The 24,655-nt window shown below is 60.7% G+C and carries 18 protein-coding genes; 10 read left to right on the forward strand and 8 right to left on the reverse strand.

Annotated elements, in window-relative coordinates; all coding sequences use genetic code 11:
- From AABE10_RS32820 to AABE10_RS32835, 3 genes are all read left to right on the forward strand, one after another.
- Nucleotides 1–1,254, forward strand: a complete 1,254-nt coding sequence (locus AABE10_RS32820; protein WP_342937265.1) for a Zn-dependent hydrolase — start codon at nt 1–3, stop codon at nt 1,252–1,254.
- Between the two features lie 51 nt (nt 1,255–1,305).
- Complete coding sequence (locus AABE10_RS32825; protein WP_342937266.1) at nt 1,306–2,535, forward strand: diaminopropionate ammonia-lyase; 1,230 nt, start codon at nt 1,306–1,308, stop codon at nt 2,533–2,535.
- A 610-nt stretch (nt 2,536–3,145) separates the two neighbouring features.
- Nucleotides 3,146–4,318, forward strand: a complete 1,173-nt coding sequence (locus AABE10_RS32835) for a branched-chain amino acid ABC transporter substrate-binding protein (RefSeq protein WP_342937267.1) — start codon at nt 3,146–3,148, stop codon at nt 4,316–4,318.
- Nucleotides 4,319–4,424: 106 nt separating this feature from the next.
- On the opposite strand, the gene AABE10_RS32840 is transcribed toward AABE10_RS32835, so the two are convergent.
- The 7 genes from AABE10_RS32840 to AABE10_RS32870 form a co-directional block, all read right to left on the reverse strand.
- Nucleotides 4,425–5,177, reverse strand: coding sequence for a FadR/GntR family transcriptional regulator (locus AABE10_RS32840; protein ID WP_342937268.1), 753 nt, complete (start codon nt 5,175–5,177; stop codon nt 4,425–4,427).
- A 172-nt stretch (nt 5,178–5,349) separates the two neighbouring features.
- A complete protein-coding gene (locus AABE10_RS32845; RefSeq protein ID WP_342937269.1) occupies nt 5,350–6,102 on the reverse strand; it encodes an SDR family oxidoreductase in 753 nt (250 codons plus the stop codon).
- A 33-nt stretch (nt 6,103–6,135) separates the two neighbouring features.
- Nucleotides 6,136–6,876, reverse strand: a complete 741-nt coding sequence (locus AABE10_RS32850; RefSeq protein WP_342937270.1) for an SDR family oxidoreductase — start codon at nt 6,874–6,876, stop codon at nt 6,136–6,138.
- Nucleotides 6,877–6,908: 32 nt separating this feature from the next.
- Entirely contained in the window at nt 6,909–8,105 is a 1,197-nt protein-coding gene (locus AABE10_RS32855; RefSeq protein WP_342937271.1) for an FAD-dependent oxidoreductase, read from the reverse strand.
- Between the two features lie 37 nt (nt 8,106–8,142).
- Nucleotides 8,143–8,976 (reverse strand): NAD(P)-dependent oxidoreductase, encoded by an 834-nt coding sequence (locus AABE10_RS32860; protein WP_342937272.1) that lies wholly within the window; start codon nt 8,974–8,976, stop codon nt 8,143–8,145.
- A gap of 9 nt (nt 8,977–8,985) precedes the next feature.
- The gene (locus AABE10_RS32865) at nt 8,986–10,668 is read right to left on the reverse strand and encodes a hydantoinase B/oxoprolinase family protein (RefSeq protein WP_342937273.1); all 1,683 of its coding nucleotides are present in this window, start codon (nt 10,666–10,668) and stop codon (nt 8,986–8,988) included.
- A gap of 14 nt (nt 10,669–10,682) precedes the next feature.
- Nucleotides 10,683–12,782 (reverse strand): hydantoinase/oxoprolinase family protein, encoded by a 2,100-nt coding sequence (locus AABE10_RS32870; RefSeq protein ID WP_342937274.1) that lies wholly within the window; start codon nt 12,780–12,782, stop codon nt 10,683–10,685.
- A gap of 377 nt (nt 12,783–13,159) precedes the next feature.
- Between AABE10_RS32870 and AABE10_RS32875 the strand changes: the two genes are divergently transcribed.
- The 3 genes from AABE10_RS32875 (at nt 13,160) to AABE10_RS32885 (ending at nt 15,776) form a co-directional block, all read left to right on the forward strand.
- On the forward strand, nt 13,160–13,909 hold the full coding sequence (locus AABE10_RS32875) for an electron transfer flavoprotein subunit beta/FixA family protein (RefSeq protein WP_342937275.1): 750 nt from the start codon (nt 13,160–13,162) through the stop codon (nt 13,907–13,909).
- Between the two features lie 36 nt (nt 13,910–13,945).
- Entirely contained in the window at nt 13,946–14,917 is a 972-nt protein-coding gene (locus tag AABE10_RS32880; protein ID WP_342937276.1) for an electron transfer flavoprotein subunit alpha/FixB family protein, read from the forward strand.
- Nucleotides 14,918–14,993: 76 nt separating this feature from the next.
- The gene (locus AABE10_RS32885) at nt 14,994–15,776 is read left to right on the forward strand and encodes a class II aldolase/adducin family protein (RefSeq protein WP_152764984.1); all 783 of its coding nucleotides are present in this window, start codon (nt 14,994–14,996) and stop codon (nt 15,774–15,776) included.
- 363 nt (nt 15,777–16,139) lie between these two features.
- On the opposite strand, the gene AABE10_RS32890 is transcribed toward AABE10_RS32885, so the two are convergent.
- Nucleotides 16,140–17,051: a LysR substrate-binding domain-containing protein gene (locus AABE10_RS32890; RefSeq protein WP_342937277.1), complete on the reverse strand. Its 912-nt coding sequence runs from the start codon at nt 17,049–17,051 to the stop codon at nt 16,140–16,142.
- A gap of 156 nt (nt 17,052–17,207) precedes the next feature.
- Here AABE10_RS32890 and AABE10_RS32895 point away from each other — a divergent pair, with 156 nt between their 5' ends.
- The 4 genes from AABE10_RS32895 (at nt 17,208) to amaB (ending at nt 24,576) form a co-directional block, all read left to right on the forward strand.
- Complete coding sequence (locus AABE10_RS32895; RefSeq protein ID WP_342937278.1) at nt 17,208–18,236, forward strand: DUF1338 domain-containing protein; 1,029 nt, start codon at nt 17,208–17,210, stop codon at nt 18,234–18,236.
- Between the two features lies 1 nt (nt 18,237).
- Entirely contained in the window at nt 18,238–21,216 is a 2,979-nt protein-coding gene (locus AABE10_RS32900; protein ID WP_342937279.1) for an FAD-binding and (Fe-S)-binding domain-containing protein, read from the forward strand.
- A 436-nt stretch (nt 21,217–21,652) separates the two neighbouring features.
- Nucleotides 21,653–22,804 (forward strand): branched-chain amino acid ABC transporter substrate-binding protein, encoded by a 1,152-nt coding sequence (locus AABE10_RS32905; RefSeq protein WP_428983423.1) that lies wholly within the window; start codon nt 21,653–21,655, stop codon nt 22,802–22,804.
- A gap of 272 nt (nt 22,805–23,076) precedes the next feature.
- On the forward strand, nt 23,077–24,576 hold the full coding sequence (gene amaB, locus AABE10_RS32910) for an L-piperidine-6-carboxylate dehydrogenase (RefSeq protein ID WP_342937280.1): 1,500 nt from the start codon (nt 23,077–23,079) through the stop codon (nt 24,574–24,576).
- Nucleotides 24,577–24,655 lie beyond the last annotated feature (79 nt).

Genomic DNA, 24,655 nt, shown 5'->3' on the forward strand with positions numbered 1-24,655 from the left:
ATGAATACGTCTGTACCTTCATCATTGACCCTCGACGGCACACCCATGATCGAGCAATTGCGCCAGCTCGGCGAACTGGGCGCCGATCGTGAAGCCGGTGGACGGACGCGCATTGCACTCACAGACGATGAGCGCGCCGGGCGCGATCTCGTCGTCAGATGGATGCGCGAACTGGACCTCGATGTCCGCGTCGATCGTATCGGCAACATCTTCGGCACGCTGCGTTCCGATGATGACGGCAGTCAGCGTCCACTGATGATGGGTTCGCACATCGACACGGTGAAAAGCGCCGGAGCGCTGGAAGGCTGCTACGGCGTGCTGGCGGGGCTCGCGGTCGTGAGAGCTTTTCGTCAGGCAGGCATCGGGCCGCAGCGGTCCATCACCATCGGTGTGTTCACCAACGAGGAAGGCATCCGCTATCAGCCGGATATGATGGGTTCGCTGGTCTACGCTGGCGGCCTGTCCGTTGATGCAGCATTGAACACTATCGGAATCGACGGCACGCGGCTTGGCGACGAACTCGTACGCATTGGCTATGCCGGCGACCTGGAGCCACGCGCAATCGTTCCGCACGAGTATCTCGAACTGCACATCGAGCAGGGCCCGATACTCGAAGCAGAGAACATTTGCATTGGCGTGGTCGAGAATCTCCAGGGCATCTCGTGGCAGCAGATTACTGTTGAGGGCAATGCCAATCACGCGGGTACAACGCCAACGCGGCTTCGTCATGATGCGGGCTGGGCGGCCGCTGCCGTTTCGACGTTCCTGCGTGAGCTGGCCGTTACTACCGGCACCACGCTGGCGACAATCGGCATGCTGCGCATCGAGCCGAATGTCATCAACGTGATTCCGAGCAAGGCAGTCTTTACGGTCGATCTGCGTGATCCGGACGAACAGCGCCTGCAGGATGCCGAGCGGCGGCTCGCTGAGTTCCTCGAAGAGGTCGCGGAGAAGGAAGGCGTGAAGATCACGAACGAGCGCCTGGTCCGCTTCGAGCCGGTCGTATTCGATGCAGGACTAGCCGATGCGATTGAAGCGTCGGCAGAGCGCATGGGCTTCACGCATCGCCGGATGACGTCGGGCGCCGGACATGACGCCCAAATGATCGCGCGCATCGCGCCCGCGGCGATGATATTCGTGCCGAGCCGCGGCGGCATCAGCCACAACCCGCGCGAACATACCGACGACGATCAGCTCATCGATGGCGCAAACGTTCTGCTAGACGTCGTGCTCCAGCTCCTCGCGGCGAAGTGAGCGGGATTCCATTCGCCAATTCACATCATTCATTACTGGAGTGTCACGGTCATGCTGGTAGCAAATCCGCGCGCAACGCGCACCTCATATCCCGCTGAGCTGAAGGAGATTCTCAGCATCGAAAAAGCACAGGAGAGCCGCGCATGGCTTTCCTGCTGGGACAAGATTTCGCCCGATGCGACGCCGCTGCGTGAGTTGCCCGGGCTGGCCGCGACGCTCAAGGTCGGCAGCATCAGCGTCAAGGACGAGTCAGCGCGCTCCGTACTGGGTAGCTTCAAGGCTCTGGGCGCGCCCATTGCGCTGGTGCGCCTGATCCAGCGGCTGTGGCCGGATCATGATCTCGATGCGCGTGGTCTTTTTGAAGGACGCTATCGGGACCTGCTGACGCATTTCACGGTGGTGAGCGCCACGGACGGCAATCACGGAAAGGGACTGGCTGCTGCCGCGCAAACGCTGGGTTGCCATTGCGTGATCGTGCTGCATGCCAATGTCAGCGTCGAGCGCGAGAAGGCCATTGCCGCGTACGGTGCCGAAATTGTCCGGATCACCGGAAACTACGATGAGTCGGTCGAAGAGGCGGCTCGCCTGGCTTCGCTGAACGGCTGGCACGTCGTTTCCGACACGTCATACGACCGTTACGAAGACATCCCGCGTGATGTGATGCAAGGCTACGGCACGATTGCAGCGGAGATCGTCGAGCAGAGCGATAGCCAGCCGGATCAGCCGGCCTACACGCACGTGTTTCTTCAGGGCGGTGTCGGTGGCCTTGCAGCAGGATTGGCGAGTTACCTATGGGAATTCCATGGCAAGCATCGTCCGCGATTTGTCGTCGTCGAACCGCAGCAGGCCGACTGCCTGTATCAGAGCGCATTGGCGGGACGCGCTGCACGTGCGACGGGCTCGGTCGACTCCGTGATGGCTGGGCTCGCTTGCGGCGAGACCTCGCCGCTCGCATGGAGGTTTCTCCAACCTGGCGTCGATGACTTCATGACGATCAGCGATGACGATGCAGTGAACGCCATGCGTATTCTGGCTGCCGGCAGCGATACCGACGCACCGATCGTTGCTGGCGAGTCGGGTGTAGCGGGTCTTGCTGGTCTCATCGTATTGCTGCAGGACCAGCAACTGGCCAGGCAAGTGCGCCTCAATGGCGCTTCCCGCGTGTTGCTCGTCAATACTGAAGGCGCGACCGCGCCCGCGACCTATCAGGAGCTGGTCGAGGAGTCCGCCGAATCCGTCCTCGAGCGCCAACTGGCCTGGTGCGCCAAAGCGATAGCCTGAGCGAACTCCCGCTCGCCGTCATCTCCATCGCGATGACGGCTTAATTGCCCGGACGACAACGAAGCGCCGCGGCGGCGAGGATCAGTCACGCCCCGCGGACGCGATTCACGAGACACGTTGATGAACGTCAACCGAAGTATCGGCCCGGTTGCATTGCTCTTTGCAGGCTTGGGCTCGATTATCGGCTCCGGATGGCTGCTTGGGGCTTCGCACGGTTCCAGGATTGCGGGCTCGGCCCCATCGTTGCATGGGGTCATTGGTGCGGCTGTCGTGCTGGCCATCGCACTGACTTACGCAGAACCGGGTACGACGTTTCCAGAGGCCTACACTCCGCTGCCTACCTCGTTGCCGACCCGGACAGGCGCTACATCGATTTTTATCGACATCAGCGCAGGGATGTCCCGCCCCCATTTGACTGTTCGCCCAATACCCTCGAAAACCCTGGCTCCCGAGCCTTTTTGATCCGTTGACATATGACGTCTCACCTAATACCTTGGTGGGCATGATGTCTGGTTCCGATGCATGGGCCCGGTGGTCGGACCGGGTTGAAGCGGGCGTGGTCCAGACTGACACCTGTTTTTCAACCTGTCGAAACTCGCAGAGGAATCAGATGAACATCCCACATCAACTCAAACGCATTGTGTTCGCCGCGAGCGTGGCCTCAGGGGCATTGCTGGCCGCTCCGGCCGCTCATGCGGGGGACGTGACGATCGGCTTCGCCGCCCCGTTGACGGGGGCATCTGCCCACTACGGGGTCGATCTGAAGCGCGGCGTCGAACTTGCAATCGACGACGCAAACGCGAAAAAGCTCGTGATAGGTGGCCAGCCGGTGCATTTCGTACTGGATGCGGAAGATGATCAGGGCGACCCGCGCATGGGGTCGCAGGTCGCGCAAAAGATGGTCGACGCGAAGGTCGCGGGAATCGTTGGGCACTTCAATTCCGGCACGAGCATCCCGGCTTCGCGGATCTACTACAACGCCGGTATCCCGATGGTGTCGCCGACGGCAACGAACCCGATGCTCACCTCGCAGGGCTTCAAGACGGTATTTCGCGTCACGAACTCCGATGCGCAGATGGGGCAACTCGCGGGTCATTCAGCCGTGCAGGCGCTGAAGGGCAAAAGCATCGCCGTCATCGACGACAGGACGGCGTTCGGGCAAGGCATGGCAGATGAGTTTGTCAAAGGCGTGGAAGCGGCGGGCGGGAAGATCGTGGATCGTGAGTTTTCCACCGACAAGGCCGTCGATTTCAAGTCCCAGCTCACGCGCATGAAGTCTTTCAGTCCCGACGTCATTTTCTGGGGCGGGCTCGATCAACAGGCGGGCATGCTGATCAAGCAGATGCGGCAGCTCGGCATCAAGGCGACCTTGCTGGGCGGCGGCAGCTTCGAGAACGATACGTTCCTGAAGGTAGCGGGCGATAGCGCGGAGGGCGCTGTTTCGTGGGACTATGGCGTGCCCTTGTCGAAGCTGAAGGCCGGGAAAGATTTCGACAACAAGATGAAGGCGAAGTACAACGAAGGCGTTGTCGCCTATTCGCCTTCCGCGTACGACGCGACGTGGGTGCTGATCAACGCGATGCAGAAGGCGAACTCGACCGACCCGCAAGTGTATGGTCCGCTCATCAGATCGGTTGCGTTCGAAGGCGTGTCGGGCAATATCGCCTTCATGCAGAACGGCGACATGAAAGACCCCGCCGCGACGTTCTACAAGGTGATTGGCGGAAAGTGGGTGCCGCAGGCAATCGCGATTGGCGACAAGGTCGAGGCATTGCAGAACTAACGGGGCGTCGTGCTCAAGTTAATACGCCGGATGAAACGAAGCGTCACGCGACGCGCCGTTCATCCGGCGTTTGTTGTCAAGGAAGGCGCTGACGCGAAGCGCCAATTCACTCGCTGCGCGTGCTCGAAAGATGATGATATCGTTCGAGACTCTCGTTCAGATGGCGTCGCATCGCGCGCCGCGCCCCGCTCTCGTCCTGCCTTTCAATTGCATCGAGAATGTCGGCGTGCTCGCGCTGAATCCGCCTGATGTATGTCTTACGCTCCTTAGGGTTCGCTTTCGCGTGCTTCAGACGCAGATCAATGATGATCTCCTGGCCGAGCGAGCGGAGAATCGAAGTGAAGTGCGGGTTTTCAGAGCAGGTGGCGACGGCCAGATGAAATTCGAAGTCAGCGCGCGCGCATTCGGCGTCGTCATCCGCGGCGACGATTTCCATGCGCGCATACACTTCCTTTAGCGCCCGCAGATGAGGCTCTGACCGCCGTTGCGCCGCATAGGCCGCGCACTCCGTCTCGACGCCTATGCGCAGTTCCAGCACATGCATCGAGTTGTGCAGTGTCGTCGTGTCGATGAAACCCGTTTCGCCCGACTGGCTAGGGGCCTCCGAAACGAACACGCCAACACCATGGCGCGCAATCAGCCTGCGCCCCAGCTTGAGCGACGCAACGGCTTCGCGCACAACGGTGCGGCTGACGCCAAATTCACTGCACAGTTCAGGTTCGGTTGGAAGCTTGCCACCCGGCGCGTATTCGCCGCGGTCGATTTTGTCGTTCAGTGCCTGGATGACCAGTTCGGTCAGGCTGCGGCGCTTGCCAGTGCTCGCCGCGTTCTTCAGTAGAGTTTCAGCGTCCAGAGTCATTCCGTGTACTCACACCGGATCAGAGTGCTCTGCATTTCTCGGCTGCAGGCGTACCGCGCCGGCGTGGTGGAACGGGTCTGACCTGCGCCGTATGACATATTATGACTCTACCACAGGCGCGGATGCGTCGTTGCCCGCCCATTAACCGGGCGGGCCGACTGATTGATGAGACTCAAGCGTAGATATAGCCGCCGCTGACGATGACGTTTTCGCCCGTTGCATAGGTGTTGCGTGCGCTCGCCATCATGACGACCCACTGCGCGATCTCTTCGGGTTCCGCGGCACGTCCCAGCGGATTTGCAGCGGCGAGTTCACCGAGAAAGCCGGCCTTTTTCGCTTTCTCTGTCGCAAAACCTGCGGGCGCAACAGAGTTCACGAGAATGCCGTCCTTCGCGACTTCCTGCGCGAACGATTTCGTCAGGCTCACGACGGCGGCTTTGGTCGCCGCATAGTGCGCGTTCTGCGGATGAGCCTTGAACGCATCGACGGACGTAATGTTCACGATGCGTCCCGCGACGTGCGCTTCGACCTTCGGACGGCTGCGCATATGGTCGATCGCGGCGACCATCATGTGATAGGTGCCCTTGATATTGACGGCGTTCTCGAGGTCCCATTCGTCGTCGGAGATTTCGAGGATCGGGCGGCGCGGATAGATCGCCGCGCTGTTGATCAGGCAATCGACACGGCCGAGTGCTTCCAGCGCGTTGCGGAACACTTCCTGCGCGGATTCCTTGCGCGTGATGTCGCCGATCGCGCCGAATACCTGGTGACCTTGCGCCTTCAGCGCGCCCACGGTTTCGTCGAGCAGCGGCCCGTTCTTGTCGATCAGCGCGACGCTTTCAGCATCATCCGCGAGCATCAGCTTTGCGACGATCAAGCCAAGGCCGGAGGCACCGCCGACGATAACGACTCGTTGATTCTTCATGGTTCGAATATGTCCTGTTTGACGATGCGTTGATTACTTGACGGCGACGATCTGCGAGCCGCCTGCTGCCTGATCGGTCGGGAAAACTTCCATGCGCGAGACGTCGACTGCATCGGGCAGCGAGAGCGCCGTTGCAATCAGTTCCGCGATGTTGTCGGGCTGGATCGAGCGATAGGCGTCGTACAGCTTTTCGTTCGCGCCTTGCGCGCCGAGTGCGGTGCGATACAGGCTCGTCTGCACGCGGCCGGGCGCAATCTCGGTGACGCGCACTTTCGTGCCGAGCAGATCGCAACGCAGCGAATCGCAGAACATGCTGATCGCGGCCTTGGTCGCGCCATAGACGGCCGTGTTCGGGTGCGGAAAACGCCCCGCGCTCGACCCGACAAAAAACAGGTGGCCGCGCTTGCGTCGGGTCATGCCGTCGAGCGCCATGTGAGCAAGACGCAACGGCGCGCGCAGATTGATATCGATCATGCGGTCGATATCCGCCAGCTCGCTCTCGCCGAATTTCGCAATGGCAGGCAGCAGGCCAGCGTTATTCACGACGACGTCGATTTCGACGCGCTCGAACAGATCGCGCAAAGGCGCCGTGTCCTGCAGATCCAGCGCGATCGGCGTGACGTTGCACTCGCTCGCGAGCGCATCGAGCGCCTTTGCATCGCGGCCGAGCGCATAGACGTGCAGCCCGTCGTTGACGAGCCGCTGCGCAACGGCGCGCCCGATGCCGCTCGATGCACCCGTAACCAGTGCGGTCCGGTACAAATGGGAAGTCATGTTTTCAACCTCTGCAAACAGTGATGACGCGTTCAGATCACGCCTTCTTCGAGGAAGGGCTTGTTCTCGACCACGCGCTCATAACCGAGCGGTTTGAGATCGAGTGAACGGTATTGGCCGTAGACGATCAGCTCGCTCAAGCCCCGGCCGATCGCGGGAGACTGCTGCAAGCCATGTCCGCTGAATCCGTTGGCAAACAGGAAGTTCGTGACCTCGGGATGCGGGCCGACAATCGCGTTATGGTCCAGCACGCAGAAGTCATAATGGCCCGCCCACGAATTGACGACCTTGATGGCTTCGAACGCGGGAATGCGTTCGGCGAGGGCGGGCCAGATGATTTCTTCGAACTCGGAATGGATCACGTCGAAGTCGTCGACATCCGCAAGCGGATCGGGGTCGGGGTAGCAGCCCGTCAGGTAGTACTGTCCTTCGGGCCGGAAGAAGATGCCCGTCGTATCGATCGTGAGCGGGACGGTGCCTTGCAGCGGCGTGCGGCAGTCGAATACGAACAGGCAGCGCTTTCTCGGCTCCACAGGAATGTCGAGGTCAGCGAGTCGCGCCATCGCGGGGCCGCGCGTGCCCGCTGCGTTCACCATCAGGCCACAACTGATGCTCTCGCCGCTCTTGAGCTTGACGCCCGTGATGCTCGGGCCTTCGCGAACCACATCGACCACTTCGTTTTCGATGTATTCGATACCGAGCGAGCGTGCCTTGCGGCGCATGCCTTGAAGCAGCCCATAGCTGTCGAACCAGCCTTCGCCGCTTTGTCCGTAGACGCCGTTCACGAGCCCTTCGGTATTCAGCCACGGAAAGCGGTCTTTCAACTGCGTGTGATCGAGCAGCGCGACATCGGCGCCGTTTTCGCGTTGCGTCGCGTAGTTGCGCTCGAACATCGGCGCGCCTTTGGCATCGCCGAGGTACAGGTAGCCGTTTTCCTTGAAACCGAGTTCGGGCGCGTCGCCATCAACTTCCACGAGTTCGTGAAACTTGCGAATGAACTCGGTGCCGAACTGCGAAATGCGGATGTTCAGCGGATTCGAAAACTGATGCCGGATCGAAGCGCTCGACAGCGCCGTGGCGGATTTCGCGTAAGTCCAGTCCCGCTCGACGACCAGCACCGAGCCGTTGAAGTCCGGGTTCGTCGCGAGAAAGTACGCGGTCGCGCTGCCGACGACTGCGCCGCCCACGATCACCACGTCGTAGTGGTTCTTTGTTGCTTGCTGTGCCATCTCAATGCTTCCAGAAAGTCGATCGGGTTAGCGGCGCTTACCTGTTGTTCGGATCATCTTCGAAGTGGCTGTCGGCAGCGAACTGGCCACCCTGAAAACGCACGGCGGGATGGCGCGGATCGCCGATGGGCGTGTTCGCATAGACTTCGGCGCGATACGCATCGGCGGAATCCTTCGGGCGGTAGCCGAGGTAGCCGGCCTGCGTGTTGTCCCAGAAGTTCGCGCTGTTGTTCGAGTTGCCGTAGACGATCATATGGCCGACGCTCGGCGTCATCAGCGCCTGAATGCACAGGTGCGAGAAGTCGTCGTAGGAAAGCCAGGTGGCCAGCATGCGGCGGTCGACGGGTTTCGGGAAACACGAGCCGATGCGCACGCACACCGACTCGAGCCCGAACTTGTCGAAGTAGTAGCGCGACAGGTTTTCGACGAAGGTCTTGCTCACGCCATACAGGCTGTCCGGGCGTTGCGGCACATTGGCATCGATGGTCTGCGTGCATTCGTAGAAGCCGATCGCATGAACGGAACTCGCGTAGATCACGCGCTTTACGCCTTCCTGGCGCGCCGCTTCGTAGATGTGATAGCTGCCCGCGATGTTCGAATCGAGAATGACCTGAAACGTGTTCTCGCGCGGCGCGCCGCCCAGATGGATGACCATGTCGACGCCTTTCATCATGTCCAACACGGCGTTGCGGTCGGCCAGATCGCAGACGAAGTGACGCTCGTTCGCGCGCACTTCGCCGAGCGGCGCGCGGTCGCTGAGCGTCAGTTGTTCGGCGTACGGCCGCAGCGATTCGCGCAGCACGGAGCCGAGCGCGCCCGCGGCGCCCGTGATGAGGATGTTCTTGAACGGAGGCTTGCTGATGTCGGTCATGTCTGTTCCTTACTTTCCTGCCGGTGCTTTCAGGGCATCGAGCGTTAGACCGTAGTCGTCGCGCAGTTGCGCTTCGGAGATGTACTCGTTGCGGATGTCGCGCAACAAGGCTTCGCGGTCGCGCCGTTCCGGAGAACCGACGCCGCCGCCGCCCGGCAGGGACAGCGTGACGCGTTCATGCTCGGCGACGGCCTGCGTCCCTTTGCCCTTCATTCTCGTGCCGTCCGACAGTGTGACCCGACCCGGCGCGCCTGACTGGCCGCCCGACTGTCCACGCGCGGGGTGATCGATGCGATCGAACATCGCATTGAAGCGGAAGTGGTAGCCTGCGCGCGGCCCGATTTCGACGATCTGGCCGAGGCCGCCGCGCAGCTTGCCTGCGCCGCCCGAGCCCGAGCGCATTTCCTTGCGCCACACGACGATCGGTCCGACCTGCTCGGTGGCTTCGACGGACATCGCATGCACGCCGCTCGGAAACGCAGTGGCGGACAGTCCATCGAGTTCCGCTCGCGCGCCCGTGCCGCCGCTGTTGAACATCAGGATCTCGCTGCCCTTGAGGCCCGAATCTTCATGCACGGGACGCGCACTGACGTGCAGGTTCCACAACGCGCCGGAGCCTTCCGCTGGCACACGGTCCGGCAGGATCTTGTGCAATGCGCCCAGAACGAGGTCGGGCACGAAGTGGCCGAGCACATGGCGAACCGCGACGGGACTCGGACGTTGCGCGTTCAGGATGCAGCCCGCCGGCGCCGCCACGCGGAACGGTTCCAGCGATGCCGCGTTGTTCGGCACCTCCGGCGCGATGATGCACTTCAGGCCGTAGCATGCGTACGCTTTCGCGTAGAGCAGCGGTACGTTGATGCCGTACGGACTGGCCGGCGAAGAACCGGCGAAGTCCGCCAGCAGATGATCGTCGCCGACGGTGAGCGTCACGTTGAGCCTGACGGGCGTGTCGTAGCCGTCGAGCGTCATGTCGTTGGTCTGTGTGCCTTTCGGGAGCGCGGCAATGCGTTCGAGCGTTGCTTCGCGGCTGCGCGCCAGAATGTATTCGCCGATCCCTTCGACGTCTTTCAGGTCGAACTCCCCGAGCATCTCCAGCAGGCGCTTGTGGCCCGTTTCATTGCATGCCGCCAGCGCGTAGAGATCGCCGACGACCTTGTCGGGCTCACGCACGTTGTTGCGCAGAATGTTGATCAGATCGCGATTGACTTCGCCGCGCTCGATCAGCTTCATGATAGGCACGAACAGACCTTCTTCGTAGATTTCGCGCGAGTCCGGCCCGAAGCCGCGGCCGCCGATATCGACCACGTGCGCCGTGCTGGCGAAGTAGCCGATCAGTTCGCCGTTGTGGAACGAAGGGGACACAACTGTGAAATCGTGCAGGTGGCCCGTGCCTTTCCACGGATCGTTCGTGAGGTAGACATCGCCCTCGTACATTCTGTCGACGCCGATATCGTTCATGAAGTGCTCGACGGCTTCAGCCATCGTGTTCACGTGCCCGGGCGTGCCCGTCACGGCTTGCGCGAGCATGCGGCCGCGCCTGTCGAATATACCCGCGGAGAGGTCGCCCGCTTCGCGCACGCTGGTGCTGAACGCAGTACGGATCAGGGCCATCGCCTGTTCTTCCACGACGGAAATCAGGCGGTTCCACATCACCTGCATGTGGATCGTGTCGAGATTGTCAAGGGACATGGTTTGACTCCTGATCAGCGAGTGGCGTTCGGTTCTTTGGCGACGACGAGCAGACATCCATCGGGCTGCACCATCGCATCGAAAGACGAGGTCACGAGCGTCGAGGTTTCCGGCTCGACGATGATCGCAGGTCCCGCAACGCATTCGCCCACTTTCAGCGAACCGCGTTCGACGATGGCTGCTTCGACGAAACGATGCAGGGCCGCGTCGAAAATCTTGCGAGTCTTTGCAGCGGCTACGGTCTCGCGCGACGTCACGAGTTGCAGGCGCTCGACGGGTGGCATCGGCGAGCTTGCCTTCACGGCCCAGCTGACGATTTCGATGTCGAGACCATCGATCGGGCGGCCGAAGAACTGCGTATAGGCCTTCGTGAATGCATCCGCGAAGGTAGTGCGATCGTCGGTGGCGAAATGGCGGCGTGGAATCGTCACGGGGATTTCCCAGCCCTGGCCGACATAGCGCATGAACGCCTTGATTTCGACGAGCGGCTCCGCATCGCCCGAGCCTTGCCGCGCGAAGTGCACGGCTTCTTCGCTCAACTGGCCGACGATCTCGTTCAATGCATCGGCATCGAAGTCGTTGAAGCGCATGCTCGCGCTGCGCACGCTTTCATAACCGAACGGCGCGCGCAGAAAACCGATCGCAGAGCCGACGCCCGCGCCCGGCGGCACGATGAACTTCCGGATACCGCTCTTCTCGCACAGACGCGCCGCGTGGAGAGGACCTGCGCCGCCGAAGGTGATCATCGTGTAGTCGCCGATGTCCTTGCCGCTTTCGACAGCATGTACGCGCGCCGCATTGCTCATGCTCTCGTCGACGACCTCGGCGACGCCATAGGCGGCTTCCTCAGCGTTGAGATCGATTGCGCCGCCCACTTCCTCGACCATCGCGGTGGCGGCGTTGTCGGTGGAGAGCGGGATCGTGCCGCCTGCGAAATTGGCGGGATCGAGGCGTCCGAGCAGCAGATCGGCGTCGGTCACGGTCGGCTGCGTGCCGCCGCGCTGATAACATGCGGGGCCGGGCTCCGATGCTGCGCTATGCGGGCCTACGCGAATCTGGCGCATCACGTCGAGCGATGCAATTGAGCCGCCGCCCGCGCCGATTTCGACCATCTCCACGACAGGAATCGAAATGGGCATGCCGCTGCCTTTCTTGAAGCGATAGGTGCGGGCGACTTCGAACGTGTTGGCCGTCTTCGGCGTAAGGTCGTCGATCAGGCAGATCTTGGCGGTGGTCCCGCCCATGTCGAAGGAGAGCACGCTGTTCAGATCGTAACGCGCGGCGATGTGCGCGGCGAAGATCGCGCCGCCCGCCGGGCCCGATTCGACGAGGCGAACCGGGAACGCGGACGCGCTTTCGATCGAGACGATGCCGCCGCCCGAGTGGATGATAAAAAGCGGGCACACTGCGCCCGCTTCGCGGACCTTGCCGAGCAGGCGATCCAGATAGGACTTCATGATGGGACGCACGTAGGCGTTCGCGCAGACCGTATTGAAGCGCTCGAACTCGCGAATCTGCGGCGACACTTCACTCGATATCGACACGGACACGTTAGGCAGACGCTTCTCGATCGCATCGCGCATCATGCGTTCATGCACGCCGTTCGCATACGCGTGAATGAAACCGATCGCGACGCTCTCATAGCCGCCTTGCACGATACGGTCGACGATCGATTTGATTTGCGCTTCCGTCGGCGCGAGCAGAATGCCGCCTTGCGCGTCGATCCGTTCACCGAGCGTGAAGCGGTCGCAGCGCTCGATCAGCGGGGGAGGGAGCTTGATGTTCAGATCGTATTGCTCGAAGCGGTTTTCCGTGCACATCTCGATCGTGTCGCGAAAGCCTTCCGTCGTGACAAAGGCCGTCTTTGCGCCGCGTCGCTCGATGAGTGCGTTGGTGGCGAGGGTGGTGCCATGGATGATGACACCGATATCCTGCAGCGCGATACCGGCCTTGTCTGCAACGATGCCGATGCCTTTGATGATGGCACGTTCGGGCGCCGTGTAATCCGTTAGCACCTTGGTGGAGAACAGCGTTCCACCGAGTTCGAGCGCAACGTCGGTGAAGGTCCCACCGATATCAACGCCAACCCGTGCGTTGTCGTGACTGGCCACCATGATTCTCCTGTTTAACCAATGACATGCGCCGGGTATGTCCCGGCGAAAAAGACCGCCGACGATCGCTCCGGCAGTGCTTCGTTTCCTTTCTCCATCAAGCGTCGGAAGAGCTATTTTTTTGTTCGTTGACATATGATGAGTGACGTCTTACAGTGCTGTCAACACGAACAAAATGAATTTCGTATCCAGGCCATTTTTGATTGCTCCTGTTTCTTTGTAAAACACGGTTTTATAAGGGTTTTCGTGAGATTTCGTGGTTTGGCTCGGTCTGCGGCCGAGGCGCTGCGAGTGAGGAGGTGGAACGGTAGTGGACGCGAAAAATCGGGATTTTCCGTAAAATTCGGGCACACTGAGGGCCCGACGGCAGAGGAACAACGATGAAGGTTTTGGTGCCAGTGAAGCGGGTGGTCGACTACAACGTGAAGGTCCGCGTGAAGTCGGATGGGACGGGCGTCGACATCGCGAACGTAAAGATGTCGATGAATCCGTTCGACGAGATTGCCGTCGAGGAGGCGGTGCGCCTGAAGGAAGCGGGTGTCGCGACGGAAGTGATCGCGGTGTCGGCGGGCGTCGCGCAGTGCCAGGAAACGCTGCGCACGGCGCTGGCGATCGGCGCGGATCGCGCGATCCTCATCGAATCGAATGAAGACCTGCAGCCGCTGGCCGTGGCCAAGCTGCTGAAGGCGCTGGTCGACAAGGAACAGCCGCAGCTGGTGATTCTCGGCAAGCAGGCGATCGACGACGATTCGAACCAGACAGGCCAGATGCTGGCCGCGCTGGCGAACCTGCCGCAGGCGACTTTCGCATCGAAAGTCACGGTTGCGGATGGCAAGGCGACGGTGTCGCGTGAAGTCGATGGTGGTGCGGAAACGCTGTCGCTGAAGCTGCCCGCTGTCGTGACGACGGATCTGCGCCTCAACGAGCCGCGTTACGTGACGCTGCCCAACATCATGAAGGCGAAGAAGAAGCCGCTCGAGACCGTGAAGCCCGAGGAGCTGGGCGTCGACGTGACGCCGCGTCTGAAGACGCTGAAAGTCAGCGAGCCGCCGAAGCGCTCTGCTGGCGTGAAGGTGCCGGACGTGAAAACGCTGGTCGAGAAGCTCAAGACGGAAGCCAAGGTGCTTTGATCGACGCGAATTTTGCGGGAAGCGGAGACGAATGAAATGACGATTCTGGTAATTGCTGAACACAACGCACCGAAGGGAGTCCCCGTGGGGGGCAACGCGTCGATCAAGGCCGCGACGCTGAACACGGTCGCTGCCGCGCAGAAGATCGGTGGCGATATTCACGTGCTGGTCGCGGGCCACAACGCACAGGCAGCGGCTGAAGCCGCATCGAAAATTGCAGGCGTAGCGAAGGTGCTGCTCGCCGATGCGCCTCAACTCGAAGCGGGCCTCGCCGAAAACGTCGAAGCGACGGTGCTGACGCTTGTGCAAGACCCGGCGAAGGACTATTCGCACATCCTTGCGCCCGCGACCGCTTACGGCAAGAACATCGCGCCGCGCATCGCCGCGAAGCTCGACGTCGCGCAGATCAGCGACATCACGGCGGTCGATAGCGCGGACACGTTCGAGCGCCCGATCTACGCTGGCAACGCGATTGCAACAGTTCAATCGCAAGACCTGGTCAAGGTCATCACGGTGCGCGCAACCGGCTTCGACCCGGTGGCAGCAGAAGGCGGCAGCGCATCGGTCGAGAAGATCGACGCCGCAGCCGATGCAGGCATCTCGCAGTTCGTGAGCCGTGAAGTGACGAAGCTGGACCGTCCGGAACTGACGTCGGCGAACATCATCGTGTCGGGTGGCCGGGGTCTCGGCAGCGGCGAGAACTACACGGAGATTCTCGAGCCGCTTGCCGACAAGCTCGGCGCGGCGATGGGCGCATCCCGCGCAGCCGTCGATGCGGGCTACGTGCCGAACGACTATCAGGTCGGCCAGACCGGCAAGATCGTTGCGCCGCAACTGTACATCGCGGTGGGCATCTCGGGCGCGATCCAGCACCTCGCGGGCATGAACGACTCGAAGGTGATCGTCGCGATCAACAAGGACGAAGAAGCGCCGATCTTCAGCATCGCGGACTACGGTCTGGTGAGCGACTTGTTTGAAGCAGTGCCAGCCCTCGTAGCCGGGATCTGAACGGCAACCGAAACAACAAACCTGAGCGCGCGGTATCGCTGCGCGTTATGACTATCGAACCCGGAGAGCATCCAGCATGATTTCCACGACCGATCCGCATACTAATCGAAAACCTCGAAACGTTTCCCAAGCCGAGTGGGACACACGTGTGCAACTCGCGGCAGCCTATCGGCTGGCAGCAAAGTTCGAACTCACGGATCTGATTTACACCCACATCTCGGCCCGCGTGCCCGGCATCACCGACCAGTTCCTGATCAATCCCCATGGCTGGTTCTTTGACGAAATCACGGCATCGTCGTTGGTGAAGATCGATGTCAACGGAAATCCGATCGGCGATGATCGCTTCGAAGTCAATGCTGCGGGCTTCACGATTCATAGCGCGCTGCATCAGGCGCGACACGACGTCGAGTGTGTCGTTCATCTGCATACGACGTACGGCATGGCCGTCGCAGCGATGGAGTGCGGTCTCCTGCCGTTGAACCAGATCAGCATGCAGTTCTATAACCGCGTGGCGTATCACGAGTACGAGGGCATTTCGCTGGAACTCGATGAGCGCGAGCGCATAGTCGCATCGATTGGCAGCAGAGACTATCTGATCCTGCGCAATCATGGCCTTTTGACTACGGGCCGCTCGGTTGCAGAGGCATTCACACGCATGTTCTATCTGAACAGGGCTTGCGAAATTCAGGTGGCGACACTGTCAGCGGGACAGAAGGTCGTCATTCCTTCTCCCGAGGTGTGCGAGCACGCCGCGAAGCAGCACGATGACTATGCCTACCTCGGTACGGTGCATCTTGACCGCGAATGGACGGCGTTGCTGCGGCTGCTTGAGCGTGATGGCGCGAACTATCGGGTTTGATATCGGATATACCCGTAGTGATTCAAGGAAGAACGCGCTGCCCGTCGGGAACCTCAGCTCGAGCGACGAACGAGGTTCATCATGCCGGTTCGGGGGAAGTGAAAACTGGTTGTACTGCAATGGCGCAAGTCGATCTGTGGACCAAGCGCTCACTAATGAGACCCGCTCCCGGTCTGGAGCGCGGTGTGAGGCCAGGATATTTACGGACCGGTCGAACAAAGAGGTCCCGTGCTGTTGCAGTTCTTCGATTATCGGCAGGTACGGGTTACCGTTTGCGGGCGCATTGGCGATCACCGCGCCCCTCGATGTTGCGTAGACGTCGCGACCATGTGCGCTGGTGTCCAGCTCGCGGTGTCGCGCTTGTCACGCCGGCTTGTGGATCGCGTTGTACGCGCTGGCCTCTTCGAGGAGCCACGCTCTGAAAAGTTCGAGCGGCTTGCCATGGCTGAGTTCGGTCGGATAAACGAGGTAGTAGGCTGAATCAACCGCGGAGGCCACTTCGAACGGAATGACAAGGCCCTGCTGTTTCAGATGCCCATCGACAAAAAATTTCGGAACCAGCGCGATTCCTAGTCCCGCCGCTGCGGCGGCAATCAGCATCGTGTACAACTCATAGCGCACACCTTGCATCGTCGAATTGTCCTCGATGCCCAGATTGAAAAACCAGCGCGTCCATGCGTCGGGGCGAGTCGTGGAGTGAAGAAGCGGATAGTTGAGCAACTCGTGCGCTTTTCTTATCGGTCTGGATAGCAGCGACGGCGCGCAGATCGGTACGACTTCTTCCCCGAACAGATAATCTGCGGACGTGCCAGGCCAGGTGGGCTTGCCGTAGTGAATGGCCGCCTCGAAGTGCGATTCCTCGAAGTCGAACATGCCGGTCTGCACACCCATGTTGACCCGTACGTCGGGCGTTCGATCGTAGAAGTCCTTCAGCCGGGGAATCAGCCAGTGCGAGGCGAATGTCGGAAGCACGGCAAGTTCGAGATAGCCGCCGCCGCTGCCGTGCGCAATGATCGAAAGCGTATCGCGGTCCAGATTCTCCAGCGCCCGGCGCACCTGCGTGCCGTACAGCCGCCCGGCCCGGGTAAGAACCACGCGCTGCTTCGCACGAACGAAGAGGCGCACGCCGAGATTCGATTCGAGCGTCGCTATCTGCCGCGACACTGCGCTCTCAGTCAGAAACAACTCCTTGGCCGCATGCGTGAAGCTCTCGTGCCGCGCTGCGGCTTCAAAGGCCATTAGCGCACCCATGTTCGGAATCTTGAACTTGCGCATCTTGGTTCCAAAAACTCATCAAGTGACAATTTTATATCGCTTTACGAGGTCCGCAAGGATTCCAATAATGCGAATCACGTCAGGTTCTCCTTTAACCGGAAGGCAGAAGGATGACCCATTCCCGCCTTCGCGGCGGTCTGCTCTGAGAGATAAGCGATGCGCAATGCGAACGTAGAACGTCTGTTGACGAAGCTGCTCGGCCACGAAAAGACTGAATTCCTGTTCTCGACGCTGAATGCCCCAACTGTCCTGCAGGACTGGGAGGACGGTACCGTCACGCGTGCCGAACTGGCGCAAGCCATGAACATGGCGCTTTTCGAGGACCTGCTACTGCGCTCGCCGAACGGACGCATGTACACGAATGACGCCATCGCCAGCGGTGGCTCGGTGTACTTCGACCATGGGGCGCTTCGTACTGTCCGCTGGCCGCATAACGGAGCGCTGCCTCCGGGCGAAGGTGCTTTCACCCGAATCCTGCGTCCGCTGGGTTTCAGGCTGAACGGTCGCTATCCGTTGGACAAGCTCGGCATGACGGGCCGCGCGTACGCGCACGAAGACGCGCCAGACGAGATCGCGCAGTTTTTCGTCAGCGAACTGCACCCGGAGCGCTTTTCGAAGGAATTTCAAACGGCCGTCACCAACGTCGTGAAATCGTCGAAGGACCCGTTGACGCCGGCCGCTATTTCGCAACTGTCGGATCTTGAACGCGACGGCTCGCTGCCATTCGAGGCGGCTCAGGAATTGCTGCCCGTCATCGTTGGCGCATTTGCCCGTCAGCACGACATTCCCAGCGAAGCAGACTATGAAGCGCTGCTGCTGGAATCCGCTGAGATGGCATGGATTTCGACCGAAGGCAATGCTTTCAATCATGCAACGGACCGCGTGGACGATGTGTTCGCATTGTCGGATGCCGAGAAGGCGAAAGGCCGGCCCATGAAGCCCGAAGTCGAGCGTTCGCGTTCGGGCCTCGTTTTCCAGACGGCGTACCGTGCCGATACGGTCAGGCGTGAGTTCAGGTCCGCCGACGGCAGGACCGTGACGCGGGAAGTGCCGGGCTCGTTCTATGAATTCATTACGCGCAAGCGCGCGTTCGATCAAAACGAGCGCCGCTGGCAGACCGACCTGCGCTTCGACGCCGGCAACGCCACGGGAATCTTCAAGATGACCGCCAACGCAGCGAAGTAACGTGAAAGCCGCCACACCGTTTCAGGCCAGCAAGAGTCTCCTTCAGGAAGTCGAAGCGGAGCTTCGGAGGTCGATTCGAGGTGAAGTCCGTTTCGATTCCAGCTCGAAGGCCCTCTATGCTTCCGATGCGTCGAACTATCGGCAGATACCGCTAGGCGTCGTCGTGCCCGCCGATGTCAATGACCTCGTTGCAGCACTGGACGCGTGCCGTCGCAAGGACGTTCCGTTTCTGACCCGCGGCGGTGGCACGTCGCAGAACGGGCAGTGCGTGAACGTGGCGGTCGTGGCCGACGCAAGCAAGTATGTGAACCGGGTCGTTTCAGTCGATCCGGAAAGCAGGACGGCAATCGTCGAGCCAGGCGTCGTGTGCGATACGTTGCGCGACGCCGCGGAAAAGCACAGTCTCACGTTTGCGCCGGACCCGGCGACGCACAGCCGCTGCACGCTTGGCGGCATGATTGCCAACAACTCGTGCGGCGCGCATAGCGTCATGGCGGGCAAGACCGTCGAAAACGTCGAGGCGCTCGAAATCGTCACGTACGATGGCGCCCGCTTCTGGGTCGGGCCGACCACCGACGCCGAACTCGTAGACATCATCGCGCAAGGCGGTCGTCGCGGCGAGATCTACCGCAAGCTGCGCGATCTGCGGGATCGTTACGCGGACCGCATTCGGCACGAGTTCCCGCAAATCAGGCGGCGCGTGTCGGGCTTCAACCTGGATCAGCTGCTGCCGGAGAACGGGTTCAACGTCGCACGTGCGCTGGTTGGAACCGAAGGAACCTGCGCCGTTACGCTTCAGGCGAAGGTCCGTCTCGTCCACAGCCCGTCATGCCGCGTGCTGCTTGTCCTCGGCTTTTGCGACATCTATACGGCCGCCGATGCGGTTCCTCATTTCAACCGCTTTTCGCCGATAGCGATCGAAGGTCTGGATCGCGGCATCATCCGGGGACTGCAGGCGCGCGGGTTGAAGGCCGAGGAAATAGCATTGCTGCCCGCTGGCGATGCGTGGGTGGTGCTCGAATTCGGCGCCGACACCGTTGCCGACGCTATCCAGCGGGCCAACGATGCGCACGCCTGGTTTGCGGCGGGCGAGGGCGGTGCTGGTGTCACCGGCTTCGTCGTCGAAGATAAAGCGAAGCAGCAGAAGATCTGGTCGATCCGTGAGACGGGCGCCTCTGCTGTATCGCTATCAATCGATCCTTCAAAGCCTGACCCGATGGTTGGCTGGGAAGATGCGGCTGTCGATCCGCTGCGTCTCGGTGATTATCTGCGCCAGTTTCAGGCACTCGTCGACCGCTATGGTTACGAGACGTGTCTCTACGGCCACTTCGGCGACGGCTGCGTTCACGCCCGTATCACGTTCGACGTCCGTACTGCTGAAGGGGTGCTGACATGGCGTAGCTTCCTGCGCGAGGCGGCGCAACTGGTGGTCGATTTCGGCGGTTCGCTCTCAGGCGAACACGGCGACGGTCAGGCGAAGGCGGAGTTTCTGCCCATCATGTATGGCCCCGAAATCATGCGGGCGATGGAAGCTTTCAAGGCCATCTGGGACCCGGCGAACCGGTTGAATCCAGGCAAGGTCGTGAACGCCTATCGTGCGGATGAAAATCTGCGTATGGGGCCCTCGTACAAGCCGGTCAGGCTGACTACGCGACTGATGTTCGCGAGCCCTGAAGGCGACGGCATGCAGCGCGCCGTCGAGCGCTGCATCGGGATGGGCAAATGCCGCTCGCTCGACGGCGGCACGATGTGTCCGAGCTTCCGCGCCACGAGAGAAGAGAAGTACTCGACGCGTGGGCGTGCCCATCTGTTCTGGGAAATGCTTCAGGGCGAAGTCATCACGAATGGCTGGAACAGCCATGAAGTGAAGGAAGCACTGGACGCCTGTCTGGCCTGCAAGGGCTGCAAGTCGGATTGCCCGACGCACACGGACATGGCGTCGTACAAGGCAGAGTTTTTTTCACACTACTACGAAAGCCATCGCCTGCCGAGGCAGGCGATGTTCATGGGAAGGATCGGACAATGGGCACCGGTGGCGAGTCGTTTTCCGTGGCTTGTGAACTTTTTGGTGTCGACCCCGCCCCTGGCTCGTATCAGCAAATGGTTCGCTGGCGTCGCGCCGCGGCGCAATCTGCCTGTCTTTGCGCCAGAGACGTTCAGGGCGCTGGCGAACCGGCGCGGATTGAGGAACGGGCAAGCCGCTTCGAAGCCGGCAAACAAGGTCATTCTGTGGGTTGACACCTTCAACGATCATTTTTCGCCGGAAATCGCTACGGCCGCATTCGATGTATTGACCAGAATCGGTTATCAGGTTGTGCTGCCCCGCAAGCGGCTTTGCTGCGGGCGACCGCTGTACGACTACGGGCTTCTTGACGAAGCGAAAGCCTTGCTTCGCAGCGCGGTCGATGAACTGGCCGACGATGTCCGGGCAGGCGTGCCTGTCGTCGGGCTCGAGCCGGGCTGTCTCTCCGTCTTCAAGGACGAACTGCTGAAGCAGTTCCCCGATGACGTGATGGCGAGAAAGCTATCCGAGCAGACATTCCTCTTCCCGGACTTCGTCGCTAGCACGGACTTCGACTGGCCGCAACTCGACGCTGAAGTGGTCGTGCACGGTCACTGTCATCAAAAGTCGCTGTTCGGGATGAAGGGCGAGACGATGCTCCTGGACAAGCTTGGCGTGAACTGGAAGCTGCTCGATACGGGATGTTGCGGGATGGCGGGTTCATTCGGATTCGACGCTGGACACTACGACCTGTCGATGAAAATCGCGGAAGACAGGCTGCTGCCGCTGGTGCGCGACGTGCCATCCAATGCCTTCATCGTGACGAATGGATTCAGCTGTCGCGAGCAGATCGAGCAGGGGGCAGGGAAGACGCCAATGCACATCGCCCAGCTTGCATTGAAAGCACTCGAGAATATGCCGTCGATTCAGTCGGCGCATCGACCGCGCGTGACGGGCGACCTGACCTCGGTGTCGTAAGTCGACGCATCGTGGCGACGAGTTACTCGCCCATATAAATGGCATGCCGAACTGAATGAAGCGCGAGCGAAACACAGGCAGATAACGCTCCGAGCCGTTATCTGCCTCGTCGATGTCGCATACCAAGCCAATGCATTGCGACCTCTCCCAAGTGACAAACCGTTCAGAAATGCCCGGCCTCGGGAATCTACCGACGTTTCAAAACGACTGCCTTATAGGTGCTCGAAGCATTGTCAGCAAAGGCTTGATGATAAAAGCGCATCAGATCGTGCATAGATATCGTTTGATGCACAGATATTGGCTACGGACAATCCGCTCACGCCTTCACGCTCATGCCCTTGGCACCGACTCCGACGTGAATGTGAGACGCGCGCTGGAGCCGTTCATCGTCGCCGAAGTGCGTTTAAACCCGACTTCAGATATCAAAGGAACGCCCATGATTTTCCGTCTTCGCACTTCCCCTCGTATGCTCGCTGTCGCAATGTCGCTCCCGCTGGTTGCGGGCGGCGTGAGCGCACAAGAGGTGGTGGTCAAGGTTGGCGTCGCCAGCCCGCTTACGGGTGGTGGCGCGGCGTACGGCAAAGATATTGAGAACGGCGTGCGCATGGCCGTCGACGAAGCCAACGCCGGGCATCTGACGATTGGTGGCAAGCCGGTCAAATTCGTCGTGGAATCGCAGGATGATCAGAGCGACCCGAGAATCGGGGTTCAGGTCGCCCAGCAACTCGTGGATGACAACGTCGCGGTCGTTATCGGGCACTTCAATTCGGGCACGACCTTGCCGGCGTCGAAAGTCTATGCAAAGGCGGGCATCCCGATGATTACGCCCGCGGCGACGAACCCGACCATCACGCAGGCAGGACTGAACACGGTCTACCGCGTCATCGCAACGGATTCGCAGAACGCCGGCAACGCCGGGACGTACGCTGCAACGGTGACGAAGGCCAAACGCATCGCCATCATCGACGATCGCACCGCTTTCGGACAGGGCGAGGCCGATGAATTCGAAAAGGCAGCGAAGGCCGCAGGCGGGACCATCGTCGCGCGGGAGTTTACGAACGACAAGGCGGTGGACTTCAGCGCCCAGCTCACGCATATCAAGGGCACGAATCCGGATCTGGTTTTCTTCGGTGGTCTGGACGCGCAGGCGGCAATGCTCGTCAAGCGTATGCGTCAACTCGGGATGAAGGCGCAGTTCCTGGCCGGTGGCGGCGTGATGGATGCGAACTTCATCAAGCTTGCTGGTGACGCCGCTGATGGCGCGTCGGTCTGGGAGTACGGCCAACCGCTTGGCACGCTTCCGAAGGGCAAGAACTTCGAAGTGAAATTCAAGCAGAAGTACGGCGTCGACATGCTTGCCTATGCGCCATTTGCCTACGACGCCACCTGGGTTGCCATCAAGGCGATGGAGAAGGCCAACTCAGTGAAGCCGGCGGAATACAACGCTGCATTGAAGGCGACGAACTACGACGGTATTACCGGGAAGATTGCATTTACGCAGACGGGTGACCTCAAGAATCCAAGCTCGACGATGTATCAGGTCAAGAATGTGGCCTGGGCTCCCGTGACGACCAAGACGGCGGACTGATGTATCGTCCGGGCGTTGATTGAAGGAGTGCGGCTTGGCCGGCCGCATTCGTGCTGCCGCAACCGCATCGAATGCGAGATGGCGTGCTGTTTTCATGCGAAATGCGCCCCGTGTTTGCAGACGGACTGATTTGGCGGCATCAAACTTCAGGAAGCTGCTGCGTGCGTTAAAGGCCTTAAAAACGCGAGCGCGAGTGTTGTAGCCAAAATGGCGTGTGTGCATGGTTTCCTGACGTACTGTTATTTCGTATCGAAAATTTGAAGGGGTATCAAGTGAAAGCATCGGCCATTCTCTCGGAACTCGGCATTTCCCACGTTGCGGAAGCTGGCGACATCGCCGTGCATTCGCCCATCAACGGCGAACTGATCGGCCGTGTTGCAAGCAGGTCGGTTGGGGAGGTCAATGCGGCACTGGCGAAAGCACAGGGTGCCTTCGAGATCTGGCGTAGCGTGCCTGCGCCGCGCCGTGGCGAGCTGGTACGGCTGCTTGGCAACAAGCTGCGTGAACAGAAGCGCGCACTCGGCAGCATCATCACACTGGAAACGGGCAAGATTTTTCAGGAAGGTCTGGGCGAAGTGCAGGAAATGATCGATATCTGCGACTTCGCGGTCGGCCTGTCCCGCCAGCTTTACGGTCTGACCATCGCGTCGGAGCGTCCGGGTCACCGTATGGCCGAGACTTGGCACCCGATGGGCGTTTGCACAATCATTTCGGCATTCAACTTCCCGGCGGCCGTGTGGTCGTGGAACGCGGCGCTCGCACTGGTGTGCGGCAATGCCGTCATATGGAAGCCGTCAGAGAAGACACCGCTGACGGCGCTCGCTGTCGACAAGATCCTCCAGGACGCACTCAAGGAATTCGGCGATGCGCCCGAAGGTCTGACGAGCGTCATCAATGGCGGACGAGCCGTCGGCGCGAAGCTGGTGTCCGACCCGCGCTCGAATATCGTAAGCGCGACGGGGAGCACGGAAATGGGCCGTGCGGTCGGTATCGAAGTTGCGCGCCGCTTTGGCCGCTCGATCCTGGAACTGGGCGGCAACAACGCCGGCATCGTTTCGCATACGGCTGATATGGAACTGGCGCTGCGCGGCATCCTGTTCTCTGCAGTCGGCACGGCAGGTCAACGCTGCACGACCCTGCGGCGTCTCTTCGTTCACGAAAGCGTCTACGACAAAACGGTCGAGCGTCTGAAGACCCTGTACAGCAAGGTCCCGATCGGCGACCCGCTGGAACATGGCACGTTGATGGGCCCGCTCATCGACGAGCAGTCGTTCAATCGCATGCAGGCAGCACTGGAGCAGGCAAAGCGCGAAGGCGGCAAGGTGTTCGGGGGCGAGCGCCATGCCGTCGCTGGCAAAGAAAAGGGCTTCTACGTGCGTCCGGCTATTGTTGAAATGCCATCGCAGACGGAAGTCGTGCTGAAAGAGACCTTTGCGCCGATTCTCTACGTGCTGAAGTACAACGACTTCAATGACGCGATCGAAGCAAACAATGCGGCCGTGCACGGCCTGTCGTCCTGCGTCTTCACGACGGACCTGCGGGAAAGCGAGCGCTTCCTGTCGGCGTCAGGCAGCGACTGCGGCATCGCGAACGTGAACATCGGGCCGAGCGGCGCGGAAATCGGTGGTGCGTTCGGCGGTGAGAAGGAGACGGGCGGCGGCCGCGAGTCGGGCTCCGATGCCTGGAAGGCTTACATGCGCCGCGCGACGAACACGGTCAACTTCTCGTCGGCACTGCCACTCGCACAAGGCATCGACTTCAACATCGATTAAAGTCAGTCGTCCTTCGATATCAGCCGGTACGAACTTCTACAGAAGAACGTATCGGCCTTCCGTTTTACTGGCGCCTGAC

Source organism: Paraburkholderia diazotrophica, assembly GCF_038900755.1.
Taxonomy (GTDB): Bacteria; Pseudomonadota; Gammaproteobacteria; order Burkholderiales; family Burkholderiaceae; genus Paraburkholderia; species Paraburkholderia diazotrophica_A.

Excerpts from the sequence above, each read along its gene's own strand:
- AABE10_RS32820 (WP_342937265.1), top strand. The coding sequence starts at position 1 with ATGAATACGTCTGTACCTTCATCATTGACCCTCGACGGCACACCCATG.
- AABE10_RS32825 (WP_342937266.1), top strand. The coding sequence starts at position 1,306 with ATGCTGGTAGCAAATCCGCGCGCAACGCGCACCTCATATCCCGCTGAG.
- AABE10_RS32835 (WP_342937267.1), top strand. The coding sequence starts at position 3,146 with ATGAACATCCCACATCAACTCAAACGCATTGTGTTCGCCGCGAGCGTG.
- AABE10_RS32840 (WP_342937268.1), bottom strand. The coding sequence starts at position 5,177 with ATGACTCTGGACGCTGAAACTCTACTGAAGAACGCGGCGAGCACTGGC.
- AABE10_RS32845 (WP_342937269.1), bottom strand. The coding sequence starts at position 6,102 with ATGAAGAATCAACGAGTCGTTATCGTCGGCGGTGCCTCCGGCCTTGGC.
- AABE10_RS32850 (WP_342937270.1), bottom strand. The coding sequence starts at position 6,876 with ATGACTTCCCATTTGTACCGGACCGCACTGGTTACGGGTGCATCGAGC.
- AABE10_RS32855 (WP_342937271.1), bottom strand. The coding sequence starts at position 8,105 with ATGGCACAGCAAGCAACAAAGAACCACTACGACGTGGTGATCGTGGGC.
- AABE10_RS32860 (WP_342937272.1), bottom strand. The coding sequence starts at position 8,976 with ATGACCGACATCAGCAAGCCTCCGTTCAAGAACATCCTCATCACGGGC.
- AABE10_RS32865 (WP_342937273.1), bottom strand. The coding sequence starts at position 10,668 with ATGTCCCTTGACAATCTCGACACGATCCACATGCAGGTGATGTGGAAC.
- AABE10_RS32870 (WP_342937274.1), bottom strand. The coding sequence starts at position 12,782 with ATGGTGGCCAGTCACGACAACGCACGGGTTGGCGTTGATATCGGTGGG.
- AABE10_RS32875 (WP_342937275.1), top strand. The coding sequence starts at position 13,160 with ATGAAGGTTTTGGTGCCAGTGAAGCGGGTGGTCGACTACAACGTGAAG.
- AABE10_RS32880 (WP_342937276.1), top strand. The coding sequence starts at position 13,946 with ATGACGATTCTGGTAATTGCTGAACACAACGCACCGAAGGGAGTCCCC.
- AABE10_RS32885 (WP_152764984.1), top strand. The coding sequence starts at position 14,994 with ATGATTTCCACGACCGATCCGCATACTAATCGAAAACCTCGAAACGTT.
- AABE10_RS32890 (WP_342937277.1), bottom strand. The coding sequence starts at position 17,051 with ATGCGCAAGTTCAAGATTCCGAACATGGGTGCGCTAATGGCCTTTGAA.
- AABE10_RS32895 (WP_342937278.1), top strand. The coding sequence starts at position 17,208 with ATGCGCAATGCGAACGTAGAACGTCTGTTGACGAAGCTGCTCGGCCAC.
- AABE10_RS32905 (WP_428983423.1), top strand. The coding sequence starts at position 21,653 with ATGATTTTCCGTCTTCGCACTTCCCCTCGTATGCTCGCTGTCGCAATG.